Genomic DNA, 18,934 nt, shown 5'->3' with positions numbered 1-18,934 from the left:
CCGGGTATTGCGAACGTCACTCAATGACGAAATGTTCGAGCGTGTTTCGTTTGATCATTTCCCAATCATATTCGACGCCGAGACCCGGGCCGTCGGGCACGGCGAAGCATCCATCGGCACCGACATCGTCCAGCAGGTCCGAATAGCCATCCCGGTAGATCGACACTGTCGCCTGACCGCGCGACGGACCAACCATGGCAAGTTCATAGAAGTTCGTGTTGCGGATGGCCGCCATGCAATGCCGATGGGCCGGCCCGTTGCCGTGCAGTTCGACGTCAAGGCCAAGGGCCTCGGCAAAATGGGCGATCTTCATCGTGCCGGTAATGCCGATATCGAGGTCCGGATCGGCGCGGACGAAATCGGTGCCATCCGCCAGCACCAGATTGGCAACGGCTTCAAGTCCGCGAACGTGCTCGCCGAGCAAGATCGGCGTCTTGATCAGCTCCCGCAGCCTGCGATGGGCATGCGCTGCCAGACCGCCATCGCTGTAAGGGTCCTCATACCAAAAGAAGCCCGCTTCGTCGCAGGCGCGGCCGACAGCAAGCGCATCGGCAAAGGTCTTCAAATGGCAGGCGGAATCATGCATCAGCGCCATGCGACCGCCGACGGTTTTGCCAAGCAACCTGATCGCGGCGATATCGCGATCCGGCGAACCGTCGGTCCAGCCGTGCATCTTGAAGGCGCGATAGCCAAGGCCGTAACACTCTTCGGCGAACCCGGCGAAGGCCTCCGGCGTCGCCAAGCCACCGCCATCGCCGCCGAACCATGTGCTGGCATAGGCCGGAAGCCGGGTGCGAAAGCCGCCGAGCAACTGGCTGACGGAGGCACTGGCCCGTTTGCCCGCCAGGTCCCAGAGCGCGTTGTCGATCTGGCAGGCGCCAATCCGATCTTCCTTGCGCAGGAAGCGACGGATCCGCTCATAGATCTGTTCGCGGCCAAGTGCGTTTTCGCCCAAAATCCATTTGGCGCAGAATCGCGTCTGTCCAACTGCATCGGACCGCCCGCCGCTATATTCGCCGCGCGAGCCATCGGCTGTTTCGATCGTCACCGCGATGCGCGTGCGTTGGCTCTCGGCGCCTGGCATATCGATGCCACTCGGGCTGACGTCGAACGCAACGTTCTTCACCGGCTGCGAGAACAGAAATATCTCGATCCGCTTGATCGCAGCGCCTGGTTCTCTGGATGTTTGGTCCATCTCCGAAGCGATCTCCCTTTCGCTTGATTGACGACCTATTCGATGACGGCGTGCGCCGTGGCATTGCTCCGAATGAAATCCCAGTCATAGTCCACGCCGAGGCCTGGACCGGTCGGAACCGGGAAGCAGCCGTCCTCACCGACGGCATCGAGATGGTCGCTGTAGCCGCAGGTATAGACAGGCGCATTGAAATCGGCGCCCGAAGGACCGACCATCGAAAGTTCGTAGAAATTCGTGTTGCGGATGGCCGACATGCAATGGCGATGTGCCGGGCCAGGCGCATGCAGCTCGACATCGAGACCGAGCGCCTCGGCAAAATGCGCAATCTTCATCGTGCCGGTGATACCCATGTCGAAGTCGGGGTCTGCGCGGACGAAATCCGTGCCGTCGGCAAGAACCAGATTGGCGATCGACTCCAGGCCGCGAACGTGTTCGCCAAGCAGCAGCGGCGTCTTGATCAATTCACGCATGCGGCGATGCGAATGCGCCGCGAGCCCGCCATCGCTATAGGGGTCTTCATACCAGTAGAAGCCGGCGTCGTCGCAGGCGCGACCGACCGCGAGCGCATCGGCGAATGTCTTGAAGTGGCAGGCAGAGTCATGCATCAGCGCCATGCGGCCGCCGACGCGCCGGCCCAAGGCGCGCACGGTCGCGGCATCGCGCTCATAGCCGCCGTCGGTCCAGCCATGCATCTTGAAGCCGCGGTAGCCTTTTTCGTAACAGGCTTCGGCGAAGTCGGCGAAAGCTTCAGGGGTCGCAAGTCCGCCGCCGTCGCCGCCAAACCAGGTGCTGGCATAGGCTTTGACCCGATCCTTGCCGCCGCCGAGCAGGCTGGCCACCGATGTTCCGAGCCGGCGTCCAGCGAGATCCCAGAGAGCCACGTCGATGACGCCGGCGCCCATGCGATCCTCTTTGCGCAGTTGCCGCCGGATCAGCTCGTAGGCCTTTTCTCGTGCGAAGCAATCCATGCCCAAAATAGCGCGCGCGCAGGCTGAAGCCTGCGCCATGGCGTTGGCCTGGCCACCGACATAGGCGCCTTTCCCGCCGTCACGAGTCTCGATGGAAACGGCCAAACGTGCGCGTGAGGATTTTGCGCCCGGCATATCGATGCCGCCGCGGTCGACGCCGATCATGGGATACGAAAACAGGAATAGCTCGATACGCTTCACCTGCGTGGCAGGGGACGCTTCGATATCACGCTTAATATCATCAAGTTCTTGCAAAGGTTGCCTCCTCCGGCCCCGCGCACTTTATATTTTCATATATCGTATCGGATTTTATAGTTTGTCAAGCCGCGATTGTCGGCCGCGAACTATCGAGGCGCTGCGCCCAACAGGCCGGGTCGAGGAGATCCCGAGCCAAGGTCACCGATCAATCAGTCGATGAATGTGATTGGTGTAATCGACATGAAACTCGCCCAGCCCGAATGCGGAGGGCGAAGACATGTTCATCTTCAGTGTACGGAAAGCCTGCCCACCTAGTTTAAGCAGACAAAAGATCCTTCACGCGCAAAATAACGCGGTTTTGATGGAGCATTCTGACCGCCCGAACGATTTCGCGCCGACGGCCAAAATAGCAGATGGTGGGCCAGTCAGATTTTCGGGGATGCCGCGGCTCCAACCTGAGTTTCCCTGACGATCCGTTCCCGGCGCGATATCTGCTGTTCCACGACGAATACGAGCAGGCCGCCGATGGCCAGGCATGCGGCCAGGAAGAACATCGGTGCGATCGTGCTTCCAGTTGCATCTTTGATCCATGGCACGACGTTCTGGGCGACGAAGCCGCCGAGGTTGCCAACGGAGTTGATCGCTGCGAGGCCTGCTGCGGCGCCGGCACCCTTAAGGAATCGCGAGGGCAGGCTCCAGAAGACCGGCTGACCGGCAAAGATACCGGCAGCAGCGATGCACAGGAACGCGAACTGCAGCGTGTGGTCCGGGATCAGCGCGGAAAGCAGCAGAGCTATCGCGCCGACAAAAGCCGGGATGACGATATAGGCCGTCTTGGATTTCGCGTTTTTCGCCATGGCTGGAACGACGTAGAGGGAGATCGCGACCAGCACCCAGGGAATGATATTGAGAAAACCGTTCTCGGTATTGCCGACGCCGAAACTTTTCACGATCGTCGGCAGCCAGTAGCTCAGGCCATAGGCCGAGAGCGGAAAGGCGACATAGCAGAGCGCCATCAGCAGCACGCGCGGGTCGACGAGCGCCTTGAAACCGTTATCGGCATTTTTTTCCATGCCCGCATTTTCGGAGGTGAGCCTGTCCTGCAGCCAGCGCTTCTCCTCGTCCGAGAGGAAATGCGCCTGCGCCGGTCGGTCCGATAGATAGAACAGTGTCACAATGCCCAAGATGATGGCTGGAATGCCCGTTGCGAGGAACACCCATTGCCAGCCGGAAGTATTGTAGAGCCCGTCGAGATCGAGCAGGGTGCCGCCGAGCGGCGCGCCGACGGCGTTGGCAAACGCGCTGAAGATCATGAACAGCCCGACCATCGTCCCACGATAGGCCGACGGGAACCAGAGCGTGAGAAGGTAGAGAACGCCGGGGAAGAAGCCCGCCTCGCAAGCGCCGAGCAGGAAGCGCAGGATGTAGAACATCGTCGCATTCTGCGTATAGGCGAGGAGTGTCGTCACAATGCCCCAGGATACGAGAATTCTGGCGAACCATTTGCTGGCGCCAAATCTCTCCAGCATCAGATTGCTCGGCACTTCAAAGATGAAGTAGCCGATGAAAAAGAGGGACGCGCCGAGGCCATAGGCATATTCGCTCATCCCGAGCGCATCGACCATCTGCAGCTTGGCGAAGCTGACATTCTGACGGTCGATGTAGGCTACCAGGTATAGAAGCCCTAAGAAGGGCATCAGGCGCCAGGTGATTTTCGAGATGAGCTGTTTTTCGTCGACCATGGCGGTTCTCCTAAAATGTTATTCGATTCCTCAGCACTCGAAGATGAGCGAGCTGATTATTTCGCTTTCTAGATGTGGCGGCGGGAGAGTGTGGCAATATGTTTAGACAGAAATCCGGACTGCAGAAACCAGTGGCCGAACAGGTCACCGAAGACATACGGTGTGCGACGCGCAACTATCACTCCGCCGAAGACAAAATCCGAATGTGCCGGAGGGCCTGCGCGGCGAGGAGGGTATTGCTGCTCTTTGCCATTGCGGGGGCATTGCCGAGAGTATCTACTACGGTAGATTGAAGCAAGGTTTCGATCCGAACGTTTTGCGAGCAGCCTTACGGCATGGGCGTCTTCGAGTCGACTGCCTCCTCCACAAACTCGACGCCGAGTTCCTGGCTTCCATCACGCATGAGCAGATGCTGCGGTATTCCATCGGGACGCAGCCTCGTTTCTGCCAGCGGCGACACATATTTCCGGCCGGCCTTGCGGCGGTCGAAATCGGCACGGGCGGCAGCGCGCAGTTCGGCGCTGGTCATCAGGTCGTAACCGACGCCGGCCATTATGATTGCCGAATAGATCGACCCCTTGTCGCCGATGCTCATACCGCCGCAGGCTGTCACCGGCCAGGTATGCAGGCCAACGCCGATCGGCATGGTTGCTATGGCGAAAAGGCCGGTAGGCGTGTTGAAGCTCACGTCGCCGACATCGGTGCTGCCGCCAGTGGTGATTTCGGGCAGCAGTGGCATGATGACGGGCATGAGGCCGGCTTCCGGCAGCTGCATTTCGCGCTGAAAGGCCTTGGCGAATCCCTGCTCCTCCTCCGTCCACTCCATGGGGAGCTTCGTCATATGGGCGTGGATCTGGTTCACCAGCGTTTCGTTCGGCAGCAGATCGTACATCCCGAAGAAATGATCAATTTCGACGTGGGTCTGCGTCGAGGTGGCCGCGCCGCTGGCGACATCCTTGACCCATTCCGTGACGCTATTGACGTCTTCCCGATCCTGATCGCGAATCACCATGATAATCTCGGCGGAGGCGGGGATGACATTCGCCGCGGTGCCACTATCCGTATAGATGTAGTGCAGACGCGTAGTCGGCTTCATATGCTCGCGCATGAACTGGATGCCAATGCCGAAAAGTTCGGCCCCCTTCAGCGCGCTGCGGCCTTCCCAAGGGTCGACGCCGGCATGAGCGGTCTGGCCGATGTAACGTATCCGCAGTATGTTGGCGGCCGCGCTCCTGAGCAGGCCTGTGGCGTTCATCGGTCCCGGATGCCAGGCGAGGCAGGCGTCGAGGTCACTGAACAGCCCGTCGCGGGCCATATAGACCTTGGCACCCTCGGTTTCCTCTGCCGCGCAGCCATAGACCCGGATGGTTCCCGGCACATTTTTGTCGATCATCATCTTCTTCAACGCGAACGCCGCGCCGGTGCAGCCCGCGCCCAACATGTTGTGGCCGCACCCATGACCGACCTCGACACCTGTGGGGCCGGGCGTCTGGCGCGACTCGGCAGCATTGCCGAGGTCCGGAAGTGCGTCGTATTCCGGCAGGAAGCCGATCTTCGGTCCGCTTTCGCCCTGCGTCCATTCGGCCACGAACGCCGTAGGTATGCCGGAGGTCCCGGTGCTGACGATCTTGAAGCCGGCCTCCCGCAATTCTCGAAGATGGATCTCCGACGACTTCTCCTCGTGTAGCGAAAGCTCCGGGGTCTTCCAGACCTCGCGTGAGATTCGCAGGATCGCCTCGCGGACCGCCTCGACGGCGTCATGCGCGGCTTTGGCAGACTCGGAAACGTCGCCATCCTCAGCCGCGGCGAAGGAAGGCGGCATCATCCACACGGCCGTGGACGCAAGCGAGCCTGCTAGCAGTGTCCGGCGCGAAATCTCGTTCATCCTGATGAAAGATTCGTTCCACATGGCGAGCGATCCCAATAGCGTCCAACGATCCCAGACACAAATAACCGGCACATGCATGCGGCAAGGCATCAAGGGACAGGCTTGGTACGGATGATGGCACCTCGGCTGGCAGAAATCCAGCCCAACAGTCCTGAGCCGTTCCGGTATAAGCTAGTAGGTTGGCCTGTTGGTTCTTCTGGAAGTGAGGCGACCTCGGCGTATCCGTCGGCTCAATTCGAACGCGACGCCAGCCAGTTGTGCCACTCTTCCTCGCTGCCATGGAAAGCATTGAGGTCGATCCGCCCTTCGACGCCATGCGAGAGGCCGGAACCGGAATATTGCCAGAAGAGCCATTTGCGTCCCGGATAGACCTTGGAGGGGTGCGCAGCGACCGAGCGCAGCCAGAAGGGATAATCGGCGAACTCGCCCTTCAAGTTGTCGCGGTAGAAATCCGGAGAGGTATAGATGATCGGGCGTTGGCCGTAATACCTCTCAAGCTTGTCCATAAAAACCTGCATTTTTTCCAGGACATGCTCGCGTGAAAGCCGTCTCTTGCAACTGGAGTCGCCATTCCATTCGACGTCTATGACCGGCGGGAGGGCGCCTGCCTCCCTTGGAACATTGCGGATGAACCAGTCGGCCTGTTCGCCGGCGGTTCGGCACCAATAGAAGAAGTGATAGGCCCCCCGTTTCAGCCCGGCCTCTTTGGCCCGGCGCCAGTTCTTGTTGAACATCGGATCTAGGTGATCGCCACCGTCGGTCGCTTTCAAATAGACGAAGTTTGCGCCCTGCGCCTGCAACTTCTCCCAATCGATCTCACCCTGCCAGCGCGAAACATCGACGCCGTGCACAGCGAGCTTTTTCGGTGAGGAACTGCCGAAGTTGATGGGTTTGGCGTCACGGAAATGACGGCTGTAGATTTGCATGCGTGTTTGCGGAGCCGCCGTGACCATAGGGTTGGCCGGCATGAGCAATGCGACCGGTTTTTCCGCCGGGATCGGTATGTCGTCGTTTTTGGCCGTGGGTAAGAATGCCTGCGGCTCCGGCCCTGTCGAGACCAATGCTTGCTGTTGCTGGCTTACCTGCACAGTGACTCTGGTGTGGCCCACGTCAGCAGAGGGCACGGGGCCACTCGATCGGGTGATGGAACTGGTTGTTTCCTGCGACGGTGCTCCGGCTGGGACGTCTTCCGGGCCGGGGCTGGCGACGCAAGCCGACAAGATCAGAGAAGCAAGAAAGATTGCTGAAACAGCCGCTAGACGCATATCAACCCGTACGCAAAAAAACAGTCGACGACCGAATCCACGCCGTCGGAAAACCACCGACATGAATTGCTAACGGAGAATTACCAAAAAAGATTGAATGCAATCTTTACAGTTCAGCGACCAACATCGCTGCTCAAAGAGGGCGTGATATCGCCACCGATCGCCGTTTGTCTCGCACCCACCGGGTCATGACCGGTGGGCGCCGCTGGAGAGAAGCTTCAGCCAGGGAGCGGAATGAAACAGACTCATGAGCAGGTACATAGGGACCATTCCGCTGAGCGATGAAGCCCGGTCGGTGGCAGAGCAGATCATATCCGCGCCGCCGGCAGTGGCCGTCAGCAGCGCCATGACAGCGAACGTCGGTGCCGCGGCCAGGGATAGCCAACCGGATATGCCCCTGGCTGCGGCGTTGCCGCTTGGGTCGAGGGCGGAGCCGCTGCCCGCGGGTGAGGTCTCTTTTGGGCTGTTGGATTGAAGAGACATCGAACGTCAGCCCCGGGCATATTTGTCATGGTGGCGCCACCAGATGCCATTCTCGTTGCGCCCTTTGGGGGCACGGTCGAGCCATTGATACATGCCCCATAGGCCGTCCAGCCCGCGCGCATAGCTGGAATAGGTGTGGTACACGATGCCGTCGTCGAGCACGAAGGCGCTGACGCCTGGTCTTTCGCGCGTAAATGTGGCGGCGTCGGTTCCTGTCATGGCTGCCATTTGCGTGACCGGTCCCTCGGGTTTGCCCGCGACAAGCTGAGGCGAGGGCGCTTCGCGACGGAAGTTGTATTGTATGCCACCTTCTCGCTGCTGCTCCTCGGTGAACAAAACGGCGAAGTCGCGGTTGAATTCACTGCCGAACGAGGATGCCCACGGAAAGGTCCATCCCATCCGCTGCTTGAATGCTTGCAGCTTTGCGAGCGGCGCGCGCGATATCGTCGAGAAGGCGACATCGTGGTTTTCGAGATGGACGACGAAACCGTTGAACCCATCCGCGATCGAAGAGCAGGAGGGGCATCCGGCCGTATAGTCGGGGCCGAACATGAAATGGTAGACGAGGAGTTGCGAGCGTCCCCTGAAGAGATCCGCCAGCGAGGCATTTCCTTCGTCGGTCTCGAACCGATAGTCCTTGTCGATCCGGACCCATGGCAGCGCTTGACGCCGCAGCGCCAATTCGTCGCTGCGACGCGTGAGTTCCTTTTCATCCTCAAGCAGATCGAGCCTTGCGGCCAACCACTCTTCGCGAGTCGCGGTCAAATGTGCCGTCATTGTGCTTCTCCTTTGACTGTTTGTCGTCGTATCGCTCAAGATGCGACGTGTTGTTTGGTGGCCGTCATAAAATACGCCCGCCTATCGAAACGATGGGAGTTACAAGTTTGACGGGATTTCGATGGACTCGATGATCACCGCCGCGGCCCGGGCGCTGGCGGCGGGTGATCCTCTCGGCGCATTGAAGCGGGTCGCCCTGCGTGACGACGCACCTGCGCTGGCGCTCAGAGGCATCGCGATGGCACAGCTCGGCGATCTCGCCCGGGCAAAGGCGCTCCTCAAAAGTGCTGCGCGCGCGTTCGGTCCGAAAGAGGCCATGGCTCGAGCACGCTGTATCGTCGCAGAGGCTGAGATTGCGCTTGTCTCGCGCGATCTCGCCTGGCCCGCCAAGGCGCTCGCTTCAGCACGGGCAACGCTTGAAGCGCATGGCGACCGGATGAATGCCGCGCACGCACGCAATCTCGAAGTCCGGCGGCTGCTCCTGATCGGCCATCTTGATGAGGCCGAACGGATGCTGGCCGAGCTCGATCCGGCCCTGCTCCCTGCTGTTTCGAGGGCCGCTTACGAATTGGTGGTCGCCGGCATCGCCGTTCGGCGCCTGCAGACGACAGCCGCGCGCGCGGCATTCACCCGAGCCGAGCAGGCAGCGCGCGCAGCGAACATCCCGGCGCTGATGGCGGAAGTCGAAAGCGCTGCCCTTGTCCTGAATACGCCGGCGGCGCGCCTGATGCGTCGTGGCGAGGAACACCCGCTTCTGCTTGAAGAGGTGGAGACGCTTCTGGCGTCAGGGGAACTCGTAGTGGACGCATGCCGAAATGTTGTTCGGGACGCGGGAGTCGTCGTTTCGCTTGCGACGCGCCCTGTTTTGTTCGCGCTTGCCCGTGCGATGGGTGAGGCCTGGCCCGGAGACGTGCCGAGGAATATGCTCCTCGCACGCGCCTTCCGGGCGAAACACGCCGATGAATCGCACCGGGCACGGCTTAGAGTCGAAATGGGGCGGCTTCGCGCCGAGTTGCGGACACTGGCGGACGTCAAGGCAACGAAGGGAGGCTTTGCGCTGGTGCCGCGCCGCGGGCGCGAGGTCGTGGTGCTGGCGCCGCCTGTTGAGGAGCAGCATGCAGCCGTGCTCGCCTTCCTCGCTGACGGCGAGTCCTGGTCGAGTTCGGCTCTCGCGATTGCGATTGGCGCCAGCCCGCGTACCGTGCAGCGGGCGCTTGAACAACTTGCCGCGGCAGGCAAAGTGCAGTCGTTAGGCTTGGGGAGAGCGCGCCGTTGGATGACCCCGCCAGTACTTGGATTCCCGACGATCTTGTTACTCCCCGGTCCGCTGCCGAACGAGTAGGATGAGAATATGAAACAATCCGCTGCCGAAATCCTCCGAGAGTATGGGCCCTTTCCAGGCGCCGACCAGATACATGGCGTCACCTTCGACGGCCTGCATGTCTGGTTTGCGTCAGGAGACCGGCTGAACGCCCTTGATCCGGCAACCGGAAAGACGGTGCGCTCGATTGACGTCGCCGCGCATGCGGGAACGGCCTTCGACGGTCAGCACCTGTTCCAGATCGCCGAGGACCGCATCCAGAAAATCGATCCGGCGACCGGCCGCGTGCTTGCCACCATCCCGGCGCCAGGCAACGGCGGTGACTCGGGGCTGGCATGGGCCGAGGGAACGCTCTGGGTGGGCGAGCATCGTGGCCGGAAAATCCATCAGATCGATCCACAGACAGGAACGATCCTTCGCACGATCGAGTCCAACCGTGTTGTTACCGGGGTCACTTGGGTCGACGGAGAGCTTTGGCACGGCACCTGGGAAGGTGACGAGAGCGATGTGAGGCGGATCGATCCCGAAACGGGAAAGGTCCTGGAGAGGCTCGATATGCCACCTGGAACGGGCGTGTCGGGACTGGAGTCCGATGGTGGCGACCAGTTCTTCTGCGGCGGTGGAAGCAGCGGGAAGCTGAGAGCCGTTCGCCGGCCAAAGCGCGTCTCCAAGTCCAAAGGCTAGATCTGCGTGAGATAGACGTTGTTTTGCCATGCCGATAAGATGCTCGGGATCGGACGAATCGCAGGTGAATTTTATCTGAAAAGCAAGCCACCTCGGCGTCTTCGCGCATCAATTCGGTTTGGCGTTCATCCATATGCACAGATATTTCGGGCACGATAAGCCGAGCGCCGACCTCTCCGCTATCGTTACCTGCGCTCCGCGATCGGTGAAAAATCCGTTAACTATCCGTAGTTTGGTCAACTGTGGTCAGTTGTCAGCCATGCCGCGCATCGACGGCATCTCCGGGCGGCCAAATGGGCGATTGGTGCAATGCAACGATTTGCGCTTGTTCATATTACAAGGTTGAAATAAAAGGTTATCGGCGTCTTAACGGGCGGCTGTCCCAAGACTCATAAAAGACTTCGCAAGAATCTATGCAGAGAAGGAGACGATAATGTCCATTTCAGTCAACAATTTAAATAGGGTTCAAACGGAAGCCCTGCAGGCGGACGATGTGGCGGCGCGTGTGAAAGCGGCTCGCGAAACCGTGGGCTACAGCATTGAAGATCTGGCGGTGACATGTGGTCTTGCCAACGACGAGATCATGGAAATCGAAGATGGCGCGGATATAGATCCGGCCAAGCTGAGGCGGATCGCCACCGCTCTTCAGCTGCCGCCGTCGGCGTTCCTGACGGCCTAGTCCTTCAGAAGAAATCTGGTCGGCCTTGCTTTCGGCAAGAGCCGATCAGTGGGGCAGTAGTTCTTCTGATGAGCACCGTGGCGGCGGCCAGTTTCCGCGTTGCGCAGTGCTCCTCCCGATTCCACGGGGCATTAAATACCGTCGCAGGTGACTGCGGCTGGCGGCTTTTGCCCCCCGCCATATAGTCGGGCTTTTTCACCAAGCGCACGCGCGTTGCCTTTTACCACATAGACAATGTTTTCGAGATCGCCGCCACAACGGGCGCCGGTCCCGGTGTTGGCGTGGTCTCGATCCGGCCGACCAATAGGGGCGCACCAAGGCGCCCTCCGATGTTCCCAGCCATATTGACATCGCACGCACCGCCGCTATCATTCCATTATAACATTTAATGTTCCGTAATAATGTAATAAACAAGGGGATGATGTCGTGCGAAACAAATTTGCCTTTCTTCTGGGAGCAGCCCTTCTCGTCATGCCTTCCGCGCTTTTGGCGCAGGAAAAGGGCGGTGTGATCAATGTCGCAACGATCGGCGAGCCGCCGACTTTGGATCCGATGGCGTCGACGGCAGACTTGGTCGGCATCGTCTCGCAGCACATTTTCGAGACCCTCTATACCTTCGACAAGAATTGGAAGGTAACGCCGCTTCTGGCCGACAGCATGCCCGAAATCGGCGCCGACGGTAAAACCTATACGATCAAGCTTCGCACTGGCGTCAAATTCCACGACAACAGCGAGATGACCTCGGCGGATGTCGTTGCGTCGCTCAATCGCTGGACCAAGATTGCCTCACGCGGCAAGCAGACCGCCGGTATCATCGACAGCATCACGGCGGTCGATCCGTCGACGGTCAAAATCATGCTGAAGCAGCCCTATGCGCCGCTGCTTTCGCTGCTCGCCTTCAACAATTCGGCGGCGATCATCATTCCGGCTAAGCATCAGGAAGACCCGATGACCGTCTTTGTCGGCACCGGTCCTTACATGCTGAAGGAGCGCAAGGCCGACCAATATATTCAGTTGGTGCGCTTCGACGGTTATAAATCCCGCGGCGGCGAGGCTGATGGATACGGCGGCGCCCGGCATCAATATCTCGATGAAATCCGCTTTGTCCCCGTTCCCGACGCCAATACCCGCGTCGAGGCAGCGGTTGCCGGTCAATATGACTATGTCGACTCGCTGCCGGTCGAATCCTTCGATCGCCTGAAAAGCTCGACGGCGTCCGCGCCGGTCATGCTGAAGCCCTTCGGCTATCCGGTCTTCGTCTTCAATACGGCGAACGGTATCACCAAGAACGTCGATATCCGCAAAGCAGTACGCACTGCGCTCAGCATGGAGGACATGCTTGCCGCCGCCTTCGGTAGCACCGATTTCTATTCGCTCGATGCCGCATTTTACCCGAAGCCCTATGCGTGGAACACGGATGCCGGCACGAGTGGCGCCTATAATGTCGCCGATCCCGAGGCCGCCGGCGCTCTGCTGAAGAAGGCGGGCTATAATGGGGAGCCGTTGCGTATCCTCACCAGTCGCCAGTACGAGTTCCACTACAAGATGGCGCAGGTTGCGGCCGAATATCTGAAGCAGGCCGGTTTCAATGTCGACATGCAGGTGGTCGATTGGGCAACGCTGACCCAGCGCCGCGCCGATCCGAAGCTGTGGGATATCTATATTACGCATAGCCCCTTCCTGCCCGAGCCGGCCTTGATGGGACAAATGTCGACCAGCTCGCCCGGCTGGTGGGACACGCCGGCCCGAAAGGTCGCGGTCGATGCCTTCAATTCCGCTGTAGATCCCGACAAGCGCGTGGCGCTGTGGGCTGATGTCCAGAAGGTGATGTACGACGAAGTGCCGCTGATCAAGATCGGCGACTTCAATGCTCTGGCTGCCAAATCGCAGAAGCTGGAAGGGGTAGAGGCGGCGCCCTGGCCGTATTTCTGGAACGCATCGATCAAGAAGTAGCAGCCCATAGGCTCGTCATTCCGGCCGCGACTGACGCGGCCGGAGGATCGGACAGGACATGATACGCTATATCCTTCAGCGCCTCTTCGGCATGATCGTCGTGATGTTCCTCGTGGTCACGATCGTCTTCGTGATCGTGCGCGTCACTCCCGGTGATCCGGCCGCGGTCATGCTCGGCCCGGATGCGACGGCGCAAGACATCGCCAGCCTCAGAGCAAGGCTCGGCCTCGATCAGCCGCTGGTCTTGCAATACCTCTATTATTTCGGCCAGCTTCTGCGGGGCGATCTCGGTCAGTCTATCTTTCTGAACGAGCCTGTGTCCGCAGCGCTTGTCGAGCGCGCCGAGCCGACGTTCTTTCTGACCGTATTTTCGCTGATCATCGCCAGCATCATCGCCCTGCCGATCGGCATCTATTCCGCCTATCGTCGCGGTTCGATTTTCGATCAGGCGGCGACAGCGCTCGCCATGCTGGCGGCCAGCATTCCGAGCTTCTGGCTCGGCCTCATTCTCATTCAGTCCGTTGCCGTTCGCCACGGTATCTTTCCAGTCTCCGGATATGGCGGGCCAGGCTCGTCATTCGTGGACCGGATGTATCATCTGGCGCTACCCTCGATCGTGCTTGGTGTCGTCTCCTCGGCACTGATCCTGCGCTTCACCCGCGCTTCGATGCTGGACGTGCTTGGCGACGATTATATCCGCACCGCCCGCGCCAAAGGTCTTATCGAACGCAAGGTGATCCTGAAGCATGCGCTGAAAAACGCGCTGATCCCGATCCTCACCGTCATCGGTCTGACCGCCGCGGTGCTGATCTCCGGCGCGGTGGTGACCGAGACCATCTTCAGTCTCCCGGGCATCGGCAACCTCGTGGTGTCCGCCGTGCTCAGGCGTGACTATCCGGTGATCCAGGGCGCGCTGCTCGTCATCGCCGGGCTCTATGTGCTGATCAATTTTGCGATCGACATGCTTTATCTGCTGGTCGATCCGAGGGTGCGCTACTGATGGCCGCGATATCAGACACCACCGTCGGCGCCGAGCGCCGCAAATTCGCCAGACGTCTCTTCAAGCGCAAGACAGTCGTCTTTGGTGTCGCCGTGCTGACGATATTCGTGCTGCTCGCCGTCCTCGCGCCGTTGATAGCGCCCTATGCGCCGGGCAAGCTGTCCATCGTCAACCGGCTGAAGCCGCCGAGCTTCATTCATTTCTTCGGCACAGACGAATTCGGCCGCGATGTCTTCACGCGTACCATCTATGCCGGCCGCCTGTCCCTGCTGGTCGGCGGCGCGGTCGTCCTGCTGGCCGCTGTGATCGGCGTCACGCTCGGATTGCTGGCCGGCTTCTTCAAGCAATTGGATACGCCGATCGCCCGGCTGGTCGATGCCATGATGGCCTTTCCCGACATCCTGCTGGCGATCGCGCTGGTCGCGGCCCTCGGACCATCGCTGACGACGGTCATCGTCGCGCTCAGCATCGTCTATGCGCCGCGGCTCGCCCGCATCGTTCGCGCCTCGACGCTGGTCATCCGCGAACTGCCCTATGTGGAGGCGGCCCGTGCGCTCGGCGTTTCGACGTTGCATATCATGACGCGACATGTGCTCAGGAACCTGCTGTCGCCGATCCTGGTGCAGGGCACCTTCCTGTTTGCCAACGCCATGCTTGCCGAAGCTGGCCTTTCCTTCCTCGGCCTTGGCGTGAGCCCGGATATTCCGACCTGGGGAACGATGATCGCCGCCGGTCGGCAATATCTCGATCAGGCCGCCTGGATGACGCTGTTCCCGGGCTTTGCCATCATCCTCTCCGTCCTGTCGCTGCAGATGGTCGGCGACGGATTGCGCGACATTCTCGATCCCAGACTTCGAAAGGACTTGTAGCTCATGTCTTCCGGATATGAACCGAAACGGCCATTGTTGATCACCAACGTCAAGCCGATAGCGTTCGGGCAGGCGACTCCCGGCAGCGTCGTCGACGTGCTCGTCGGCGCGGATGGGCGCATCGCCGAGGTCGGGCCGTCGCTTGCCGTCTCCGCCGACGTCGAAAGGATCGATGGCAAGGGCGCTTGGATGTCGCCCGGCTGGATCGACCTGCATGTCCATATCTGGCATGGCGGCACCGACATCTCCCTCCGCCCATCCGAATGCGGCGTCGAACGTGGCGTAACCACGCTGGTCGATGCCGGCTCGGCAGGTGAGGCGAATTTCCATGGGTTCCGCGAATATATCATCGAGCCGGCACGCGAGCGCATCAAAGCGTTTCTCAATCTCGGCTCGATCGGTCTCGTCGCCTGCAATCGCGTCAGCGAATTGATAGACATCCGCTCAATTGATTTCGACCGCATGCTTCAGGTCTATGCCGACAACAGCGAGCATATTGTCGGCATCAAAGTGCGTGCGAGCCATGTCATCACCGGCTCATGGGGCATTACGCCCGTCAAGCTTGGCAAGAAGATCGCCAAGATTCTGAAAATCCCGATGATGGTGCATGTCGGCGAGCCGCCGGCACTCTATGATGAGGTGCTGGAGGTTCTCGGGCCCGGCGACATCATCACGCACTGCTTCAACGGCAAGGCCGGCAGCAGCATCTTGGAGGATGAGGATCTTTTCGATCTCGCCGAGCGCTGCGCTGGCGAGGGTATCCGTCTCGATATCGGCCATGGCGGCGCGTCCTTCTCCTTCCGCGTCGCCGAGGCGGCCGTCAAGCGCGGGCTTCTGCCGTTCTCGATCTCCACCGATCTGCACAACCGGTCGATGAATTTCCCGGTCTGGGATCTCGCGACCACCATGTCGAAACTCCTGTCTGTCGGTATGCCCTTCGAGAAGGTGATCGAAGCGGTCACGCACGCGCCGGCATCGGCCATCAAGCTGCCGCTCGTCAATCGGCTTGCGGTCGGAGAGCGGGCCGAATTCACGATCTTCGATCTTGTGGAGTCCGATATCGAAGCGGTGGATTCGATGGGGGACGCCGCCGTGCTGAAAGAACTTTTCGAACCGCGTTTCGCGGTTATCGGCGCTGACGCCTTTGCCGCGAGCCGTTACGTCCCGCGGGCGCGAAAACTGACGCCCCACGGCCATAGCCATTGATAGCTGGGCTTCGAATATTATGATTTTACGACAGGAGTTTGCGTGAACCAGTCTTCAGCCACCGCCGAGAACGCCCAGGGTTCGCCCAGTGAGCGTCTCTCTGCTCTCGGCATCGTGCTGCCGCCGCCACCGCCGCCGATCGCCAATTTCGTGACACATGTTCGCGAGGGCAACATGCTTTACTTATCCGGCCAAGGGCCGCGCGAGGCCGACGGCACCATGCATTTCGGCAAGGTCGGCGCCGATGTCGGCATCGATGAGGCCTATCTCCATGCGCGGCTGACCGGCATCAATCTGCTGGCCGTCATGCAGGATGCGCTCGGCGATCTCGCGCGCGTCAAGCGCGTCGTGAAGCTTTTGGGCATGGTCAATGCCACGCCCGATTTCGCTGATCATCCGAGCGTTATCAACGGCTGTTCTGACTTGCTCATCGAGGTTTTCGGAGCCGCCGGCCAGCACGCCCGCTCTGCTGTCGGCTTCGGCTCGTTGCCGGGCAATATCACTGTCGAGATCGAGGCGATCGTGGCTTTGCACAGCTGAGGAAGGACAGGACGTCAGTGACCGCGCCAGCCCATCAGTCTTTCGATCTTCTCCGCCGAGCTTCGCACCTGCGCGACGTAGTGGCCTTCTTCGGAGAAGGCTTTCTGCTCCGGAAGGACGATGGAGATGGTTGCGACACACTGGCCGTCGCGGTCGCAGATGGGCGAAGCAATGCACGCGACGGCATAGTCGGATTCTCCTGCCTGGATCGACAGGCGCGATTCCAGCGCTTTTGCCGCGGCCGTCGACAGCGTCACCGGGTCGACATCGGCGCGGCCGGTTGGAGAGGTGCGAGCGCAGTGGCGGAAAAGTGCGATGCGTTCTTCCTCCGGCAGATGCCCGACGAGCAGGCGGCCGGAAGCCGTCCAATTGAGCGGCACCCGCGTGCCGACGCGCGACGCCACCTGAAAGTGGCTCGGGCCATCGGCCATGGCGAGAACGAGCATATGGTCGCCGTCGCGGCCGCAGACCTGAACGGTTTCGCCGGCCTGCCGGCAGAGATCGTGCATTTCATGGGTAGCGACGCTCATGAAATCGAGCGACCGGGCGTAAGCCAGGCCGTAGTGATAGAGACGAGCCCCGAGCCAGATAGTGCCGTCGGCATTGCGGCTAAGGAGGTTCTTCTCAACGAGGTCATCGACGATGACGTAGACGGTCGAGAGCGGCGCGCCGATCGCCTTGGCGACGGCATAGACACCGCAGGGCGCTCCAGTTTCGTAGAGGTGATCGATGATCTGCAGCGCTCGGTCGATGCCGCTCACGCGCGAGCGCCGCGGCCCCTTGACGGCGTCGCCGTCGTTTTCATTGACTGTCTCGCTCTCGGAGTAGCCGATGGGTGATGTCTTCGCGTCCAAAAACCGAACTCCCGTTCAAATCGGTGATTTGTTACATAATTATGGCATAGCTGTCGATGGTTCGGAACTACAAGCGCCGCCTCGCCAGCAAAAAAATCTGGAGGTTCCCAATGCCGAATGAAGATATTCGTCCGCCTGTCGGACTTCGCCCCGTTATCAATGTCTCGGGCACGATGACGAGCCTCGGTGCATCGATCGTCGTTCCGCAGGCGATTGCCGCGATGGGTTCCATCCTGCCGCAATTCGTCGAGATCAACGATCTGCAGCGCAAGGCGAGTGCGGTTATCGCGCGGCTGACGGGTGGTGAAGCGGGTTTCATCACGGCCTCCTGCTCGGCAGGCATTAGCCTGGCGGTCGCCGGCGCCATCACCGGCAACGACCTCGCAGCGATCGAGCGTCTCCCCGATGTGCGCGGCGACAAGAACGAAGTCATCGTTCAGATGGGACATGTGGTGAGCTATGGCGCGCCGGTTGACCAGGCGGTGCGGCTGGCGGGCGGTAAGGTCGTGCTGATCGGCCAGGCGACCTCGACCTACCGGCATCACCTCGAAGGTGCGATCACCGAAAAGACGGCCGCCGCCCTTTACGTCGTTTCGCATCATGTCGTTGGCTACGGGATGTTGAGCCTCAAGGAATTCTGCGAGATCGCCAATGCCAAGGGCGTGCCTGTCATTGTCGATGCGGCTTCCGAATATGACCTGCGCATTTTCCTGGAGCAGGGAGCGGATCTCGTCCTTTATTCCGGCCACAAATTCCTCGGCGGTCCGACGTCGGGTATTGTTGCTGGGCGCAAGGACATGGTCCGCAACACTTTCCTGCAAAACCTGGGCATCGGCCGTGGCATGAAGGTCGGCAAGGAGAGCATTTTCGGGGTCATGGCTGCACTCGAAGCCTGGGAGACGCGTGACCATGCCGGCATCCGCGAGCGCGAGACCGGCTATCTTCGTCTCTGGCATGATCGGTTCGATGGCCGCCCCGGCGTCAAGGCGGTAATCGAGCCTGACCCGACCAACAATCCGCTCGACCGGCTGCGCCTCACCATCGATCCGCGCGAGGCTCACATCACCGCCTGGGATCTGGCAGACGCCTTGGCGAGGGGAAATCCACCGGTCATCGTTCGCGATCATGAGGTCGAGCACAACTACTTCTATCTCGACCCATGCAATCTACATCCGGGCCAGGAGGTGATCGTAGCGGCTCGCATCGGCGAAGAGCTCGACAAGGCGCAAGCCTCCAATGAGATCATCGCTACGTCGTTGGAAGAGCGCAGCCGTCGCCGTTTCGACGGCTTGTCGCGCTGGCCGGATTGAGG

Annotated in this window: 17 protein-coding genes; 9 read left to right on the top strand and 8 right to left on the bottom strand. The window is 60.5% G+C overall.

Annotated features, from left to right (window positions below; all coding sequences use genetic code 11):
- Positions 1–16: 16 nt before the first annotated feature.
- The 7 genes from PY649_RS24160 to PY649_RS24125 form a co-directional block, all read right to left on the bottom strand.
- Positions 17–1,195, bottom strand: coding sequence for an enolase C-terminal domain-like protein (locus tag PY649_RS24160; protein ID WP_285871324.1), 1,179 nt, complete (start codon positions 1,193–1,195; stop codon positions 17–19).
- A gap of 35 nt (positions 1,196–1,230) precedes the next feature.
- A complete protein-coding gene (locus PY649_RS24155; protein WP_285871323.1) occupies positions 1,231–2,418 on the bottom strand; it encodes an enolase C-terminal domain-like protein in 1,188 nt (395 codons plus the stop codon).
- Positions 2,419–2,786: 368 nt separating this feature from the next.
- Positions 2,787–4,103 (bottom strand): MFS transporter, encoded by a 1,317-nt coding sequence (locus PY649_RS24150; protein ID WP_285871322.1) that lies wholly within the window; start codon positions 4,101–4,103, stop codon positions 2,787–2,789.
- A 328-nt stretch (positions 4,104–4,431) separates the two neighbouring features.
- The gene (locus PY649_RS24140) at positions 4,432–6,012 is read right to left on the bottom strand and encodes an amidohydrolase (protein ID WP_285871321.1); all 1,581 of its coding nucleotides are present in this window, start codon (positions 6,010–6,012) and stop codon (positions 4,432–4,434) included.
- 209 nt (positions 6,013–6,221) lie between these two features.
- The gene (locus PY649_RS24135) at positions 6,222–7,256 is read right to left on the bottom strand and encodes a glycoside hydrolase family 25 protein (protein ID WP_285871320.1); all 1,035 of its coding nucleotides are present in this window, start codon (positions 7,254–7,256) and stop codon (positions 6,222–6,224) included.
- A 186-nt stretch (positions 7,257–7,442) separates the two neighbouring features.
- Entirely contained in the window at positions 7,443–7,739 is a 297-nt protein-coding gene (locus PY649_RS24130) for a hypothetical protein (RefSeq protein WP_285871319.1), read from the bottom strand.
- Between the two features lie 6 nt (positions 7,740–7,745).
- A complete protein-coding gene (locus tag PY649_RS24125) occupies positions 7,746–8,516 on the bottom strand; it encodes a DUF899 domain-containing protein (protein ID WP_285871318.1) in 771 nt (256 codons plus the stop codon).
- 121 nt (positions 8,517–8,637) lie between these two features.
- Between PY649_RS24125 and PY649_RS24120 the strand changes: the two genes are divergently transcribed.
- The 8 genes from PY649_RS24120 to PY649_RS24085 all read left to right on the top strand — a co-directional run bounded on the left by PY649_RS24120 (position 8,638) and on the right by PY649_RS24085 (position 16,768).
- The gene (locus tag PY649_RS24120) at positions 8,638–9,858 is read left to right on the top strand and encodes a helix-turn-helix domain-containing protein (protein WP_285871317.1); all 1,221 of its coding nucleotides are present in this window, start codon (positions 8,638–8,640) and stop codon (positions 9,856–9,858) included.
- A 9-nt stretch (positions 9,859–9,867) separates the two neighbouring features.
- Complete coding sequence (locus PY649_RS24115; protein ID WP_285871316.1) at positions 9,868–10,521, top strand: Vgb family protein; 654 nt, start codon at positions 9,868–9,870, stop codon at positions 10,519–10,521.
- A gap of 433 nt (positions 10,522–10,954) precedes the next feature.
- Positions 10,955–11,200 (top strand): helix-turn-helix domain-containing protein, encoded by a 246-nt coding sequence (locus tag PY649_RS24110; protein WP_285871315.1) that lies wholly within the window; start codon positions 10,955–10,957, stop codon positions 11,198–11,200.
- Positions 11,201–11,671: 471 nt separating this feature from the next.
- Complete coding sequence (locus tag PY649_RS24105; RefSeq protein ID WP_432761397.1) at positions 11,672–13,153, top strand: ABC transporter substrate-binding protein; 1,482 nt, start codon at positions 11,672–11,674, stop codon at positions 13,151–13,153.
- Between the two features lie 58 nt (positions 13,154–13,211).
- Positions 13,212–14,153 (top strand): ABC transporter permease, encoded by a 942-nt coding sequence (locus tag PY649_RS24100; protein WP_285871312.1) that lies wholly within the window; start codon positions 13,212–13,214, stop codon positions 14,151–14,153.
- Positions 14,153–15,022, top strand: coding sequence for an ABC transporter permease (locus tag PY649_RS24095; protein ID WP_285871311.1), 870 nt, complete (start codon positions 14,153–14,155; stop codon positions 15,020–15,022). The genes PY649_RS24100 and PY649_RS24095 overlap by 1 nt, the downstream gene beginning before the upstream one ends.
- A gap of 3 nt (positions 15,023–15,025) precedes the next feature.
- The gene (locus PY649_RS24090) at positions 15,026–16,228 is read left to right on the top strand and encodes an amidohydrolase/deacetylase family metallohydrolase (protein WP_285871310.1); all 1,203 of its coding nucleotides are present in this window, start codon (positions 15,026–15,028) and stop codon (positions 16,226–16,228) included.
- 42 nt (positions 16,229–16,270) lie between these two features.
- Positions 16,271–16,768: a RidA family protein gene (locus PY649_RS24085; RefSeq protein ID WP_285871309.1), complete on the top strand. Its 498-nt coding sequence runs from the start codon at positions 16,271–16,273 to the stop codon at positions 16,766–16,768.
- Positions 16,769–16,782: 14 nt separating this feature from the next.
- On the opposite strand, the gene PY649_RS24080 is transcribed toward PY649_RS24085, so the two are convergent.
- The gene (locus PY649_RS24080; RefSeq protein WP_285871308.1) at positions 16,783–17,622 is read right to left on the bottom strand and encodes an IclR family transcriptional regulator; all 840 of its coding nucleotides are present in this window, start codon (positions 17,620–17,622) and stop codon (positions 16,783–16,785) included.
- A 110-nt stretch (positions 17,623–17,732) separates the two neighbouring features.
- Between PY649_RS24080 and PY649_RS24075 the strand changes: the two genes are divergently transcribed.
- On the top strand, positions 17,733–18,932 hold the full coding sequence (locus PY649_RS24075; protein WP_285871307.1) for an aminotransferase class V-fold PLP-dependent enzyme: 1,200 nt from the start codon (positions 17,733–17,735) through the stop codon (positions 18,930–18,932).
- Positions 18,933–18,934: the final 2 nt, after the last annotated feature.

It is taken from the genome of Rhizobium mayense (assembly GCF_030272705.1).
In the GTDB taxonomy this organism is placed as follows: domain Bacteria; phylum Pseudomonadota; class Alphaproteobacteria; order Rhizobiales; family Rhizobiaceae; genus Rhizobium; species Rhizobium mayense.
Note: the sequence above shows the minus strand (reverse complement) of the source record. Positions and strands in the feature narration are given on the sequence as shown.

Coding starts and splice junctions, on each gene's coding strand:
- PY649_RS24160 (WP_285871324.1), bottom strand. CDS start 1,195: ATGGACCAAACATCCAGAGAACCAGGCGCTGCGATCAAGCGGATCGAG.
- PY649_RS24150 (WP_285871322.1), bottom strand. CDS start 4,103: ATGGTCGACGAAAAACAGCTCATCTCGAAAATCACCTGGCGCCTGATG.
- PY649_RS24140 (WP_285871321.1), bottom strand. CDS start 6,012: ATGTGGAACGAATCTTTCATCAGGATGAACGAGATTTCGCGCCGGACA.
- PY649_RS24135 (WP_285871320.1), bottom strand. CDS start 7,256: ATGCGTCTAGCGGCTGTTTCAGCAATCTTTCTTGCTTCTCTGATCTTG.
- PY649_RS24130 (WP_285871319.1), bottom strand. CDS start 7,739: ATGTCTCTTCAATCCAACAGCCCAAAAGAGACCTCACCCGCGGGCAGC.
- PY649_RS24125 (WP_285871318.1), bottom strand. CDS start 8,516: ATGACGGCACATTTGACCGCGACTCGCGAAGAGTGGTTGGCCGCAAGG.
- PY649_RS24120 (WP_285871317.1), top strand. CDS start 8,638: ATGGACTCGATGATCACCGCCGCGGCCCGGGCGCTGGCGGCGGGTGAT.
- PY649_RS24115 (WP_285871316.1), top strand. CDS start 9,868: ATGAAACAATCCGCTGCCGAAATCCTCCGAGAGTATGGGCCCTTTCCA.
- PY649_RS24110 (WP_285871315.1), top strand. CDS start 10,955: ATGTCCATTTCAGTCAACAATTTAAATAGGGTTCAAACGGAAGCCCTG.
- PY649_RS24105 (WP_432761397.1), top strand. CDS start 11,672: ATGCCTTCCGCGCTTTTGGCGCAGGAAAAGGGCGGTGTGATCAATGTC.
- PY649_RS24100 (WP_285871312.1), top strand. CDS start 13,212: ATGATACGCTATATCCTTCAGCGCCTCTTCGGCATGATCGTCGTGATG.
- PY649_RS24095 (WP_285871311.1), top strand. CDS start 14,153: ATGGCCGCGATATCAGACACCACCGTCGGCGCCGAGCGCCGCAAATTC.
- PY649_RS24090 (WP_285871310.1), top strand. CDS start 15,026: ATGTCTTCCGGATATGAACCGAAACGGCCATTGTTGATCACCAACGTC.
- PY649_RS24075 (WP_285871307.1), top strand. CDS start 17,733: ATGCCGAATGAAGATATTCGTCCGCCTGTCGGACTTCGCCCCGTTATC.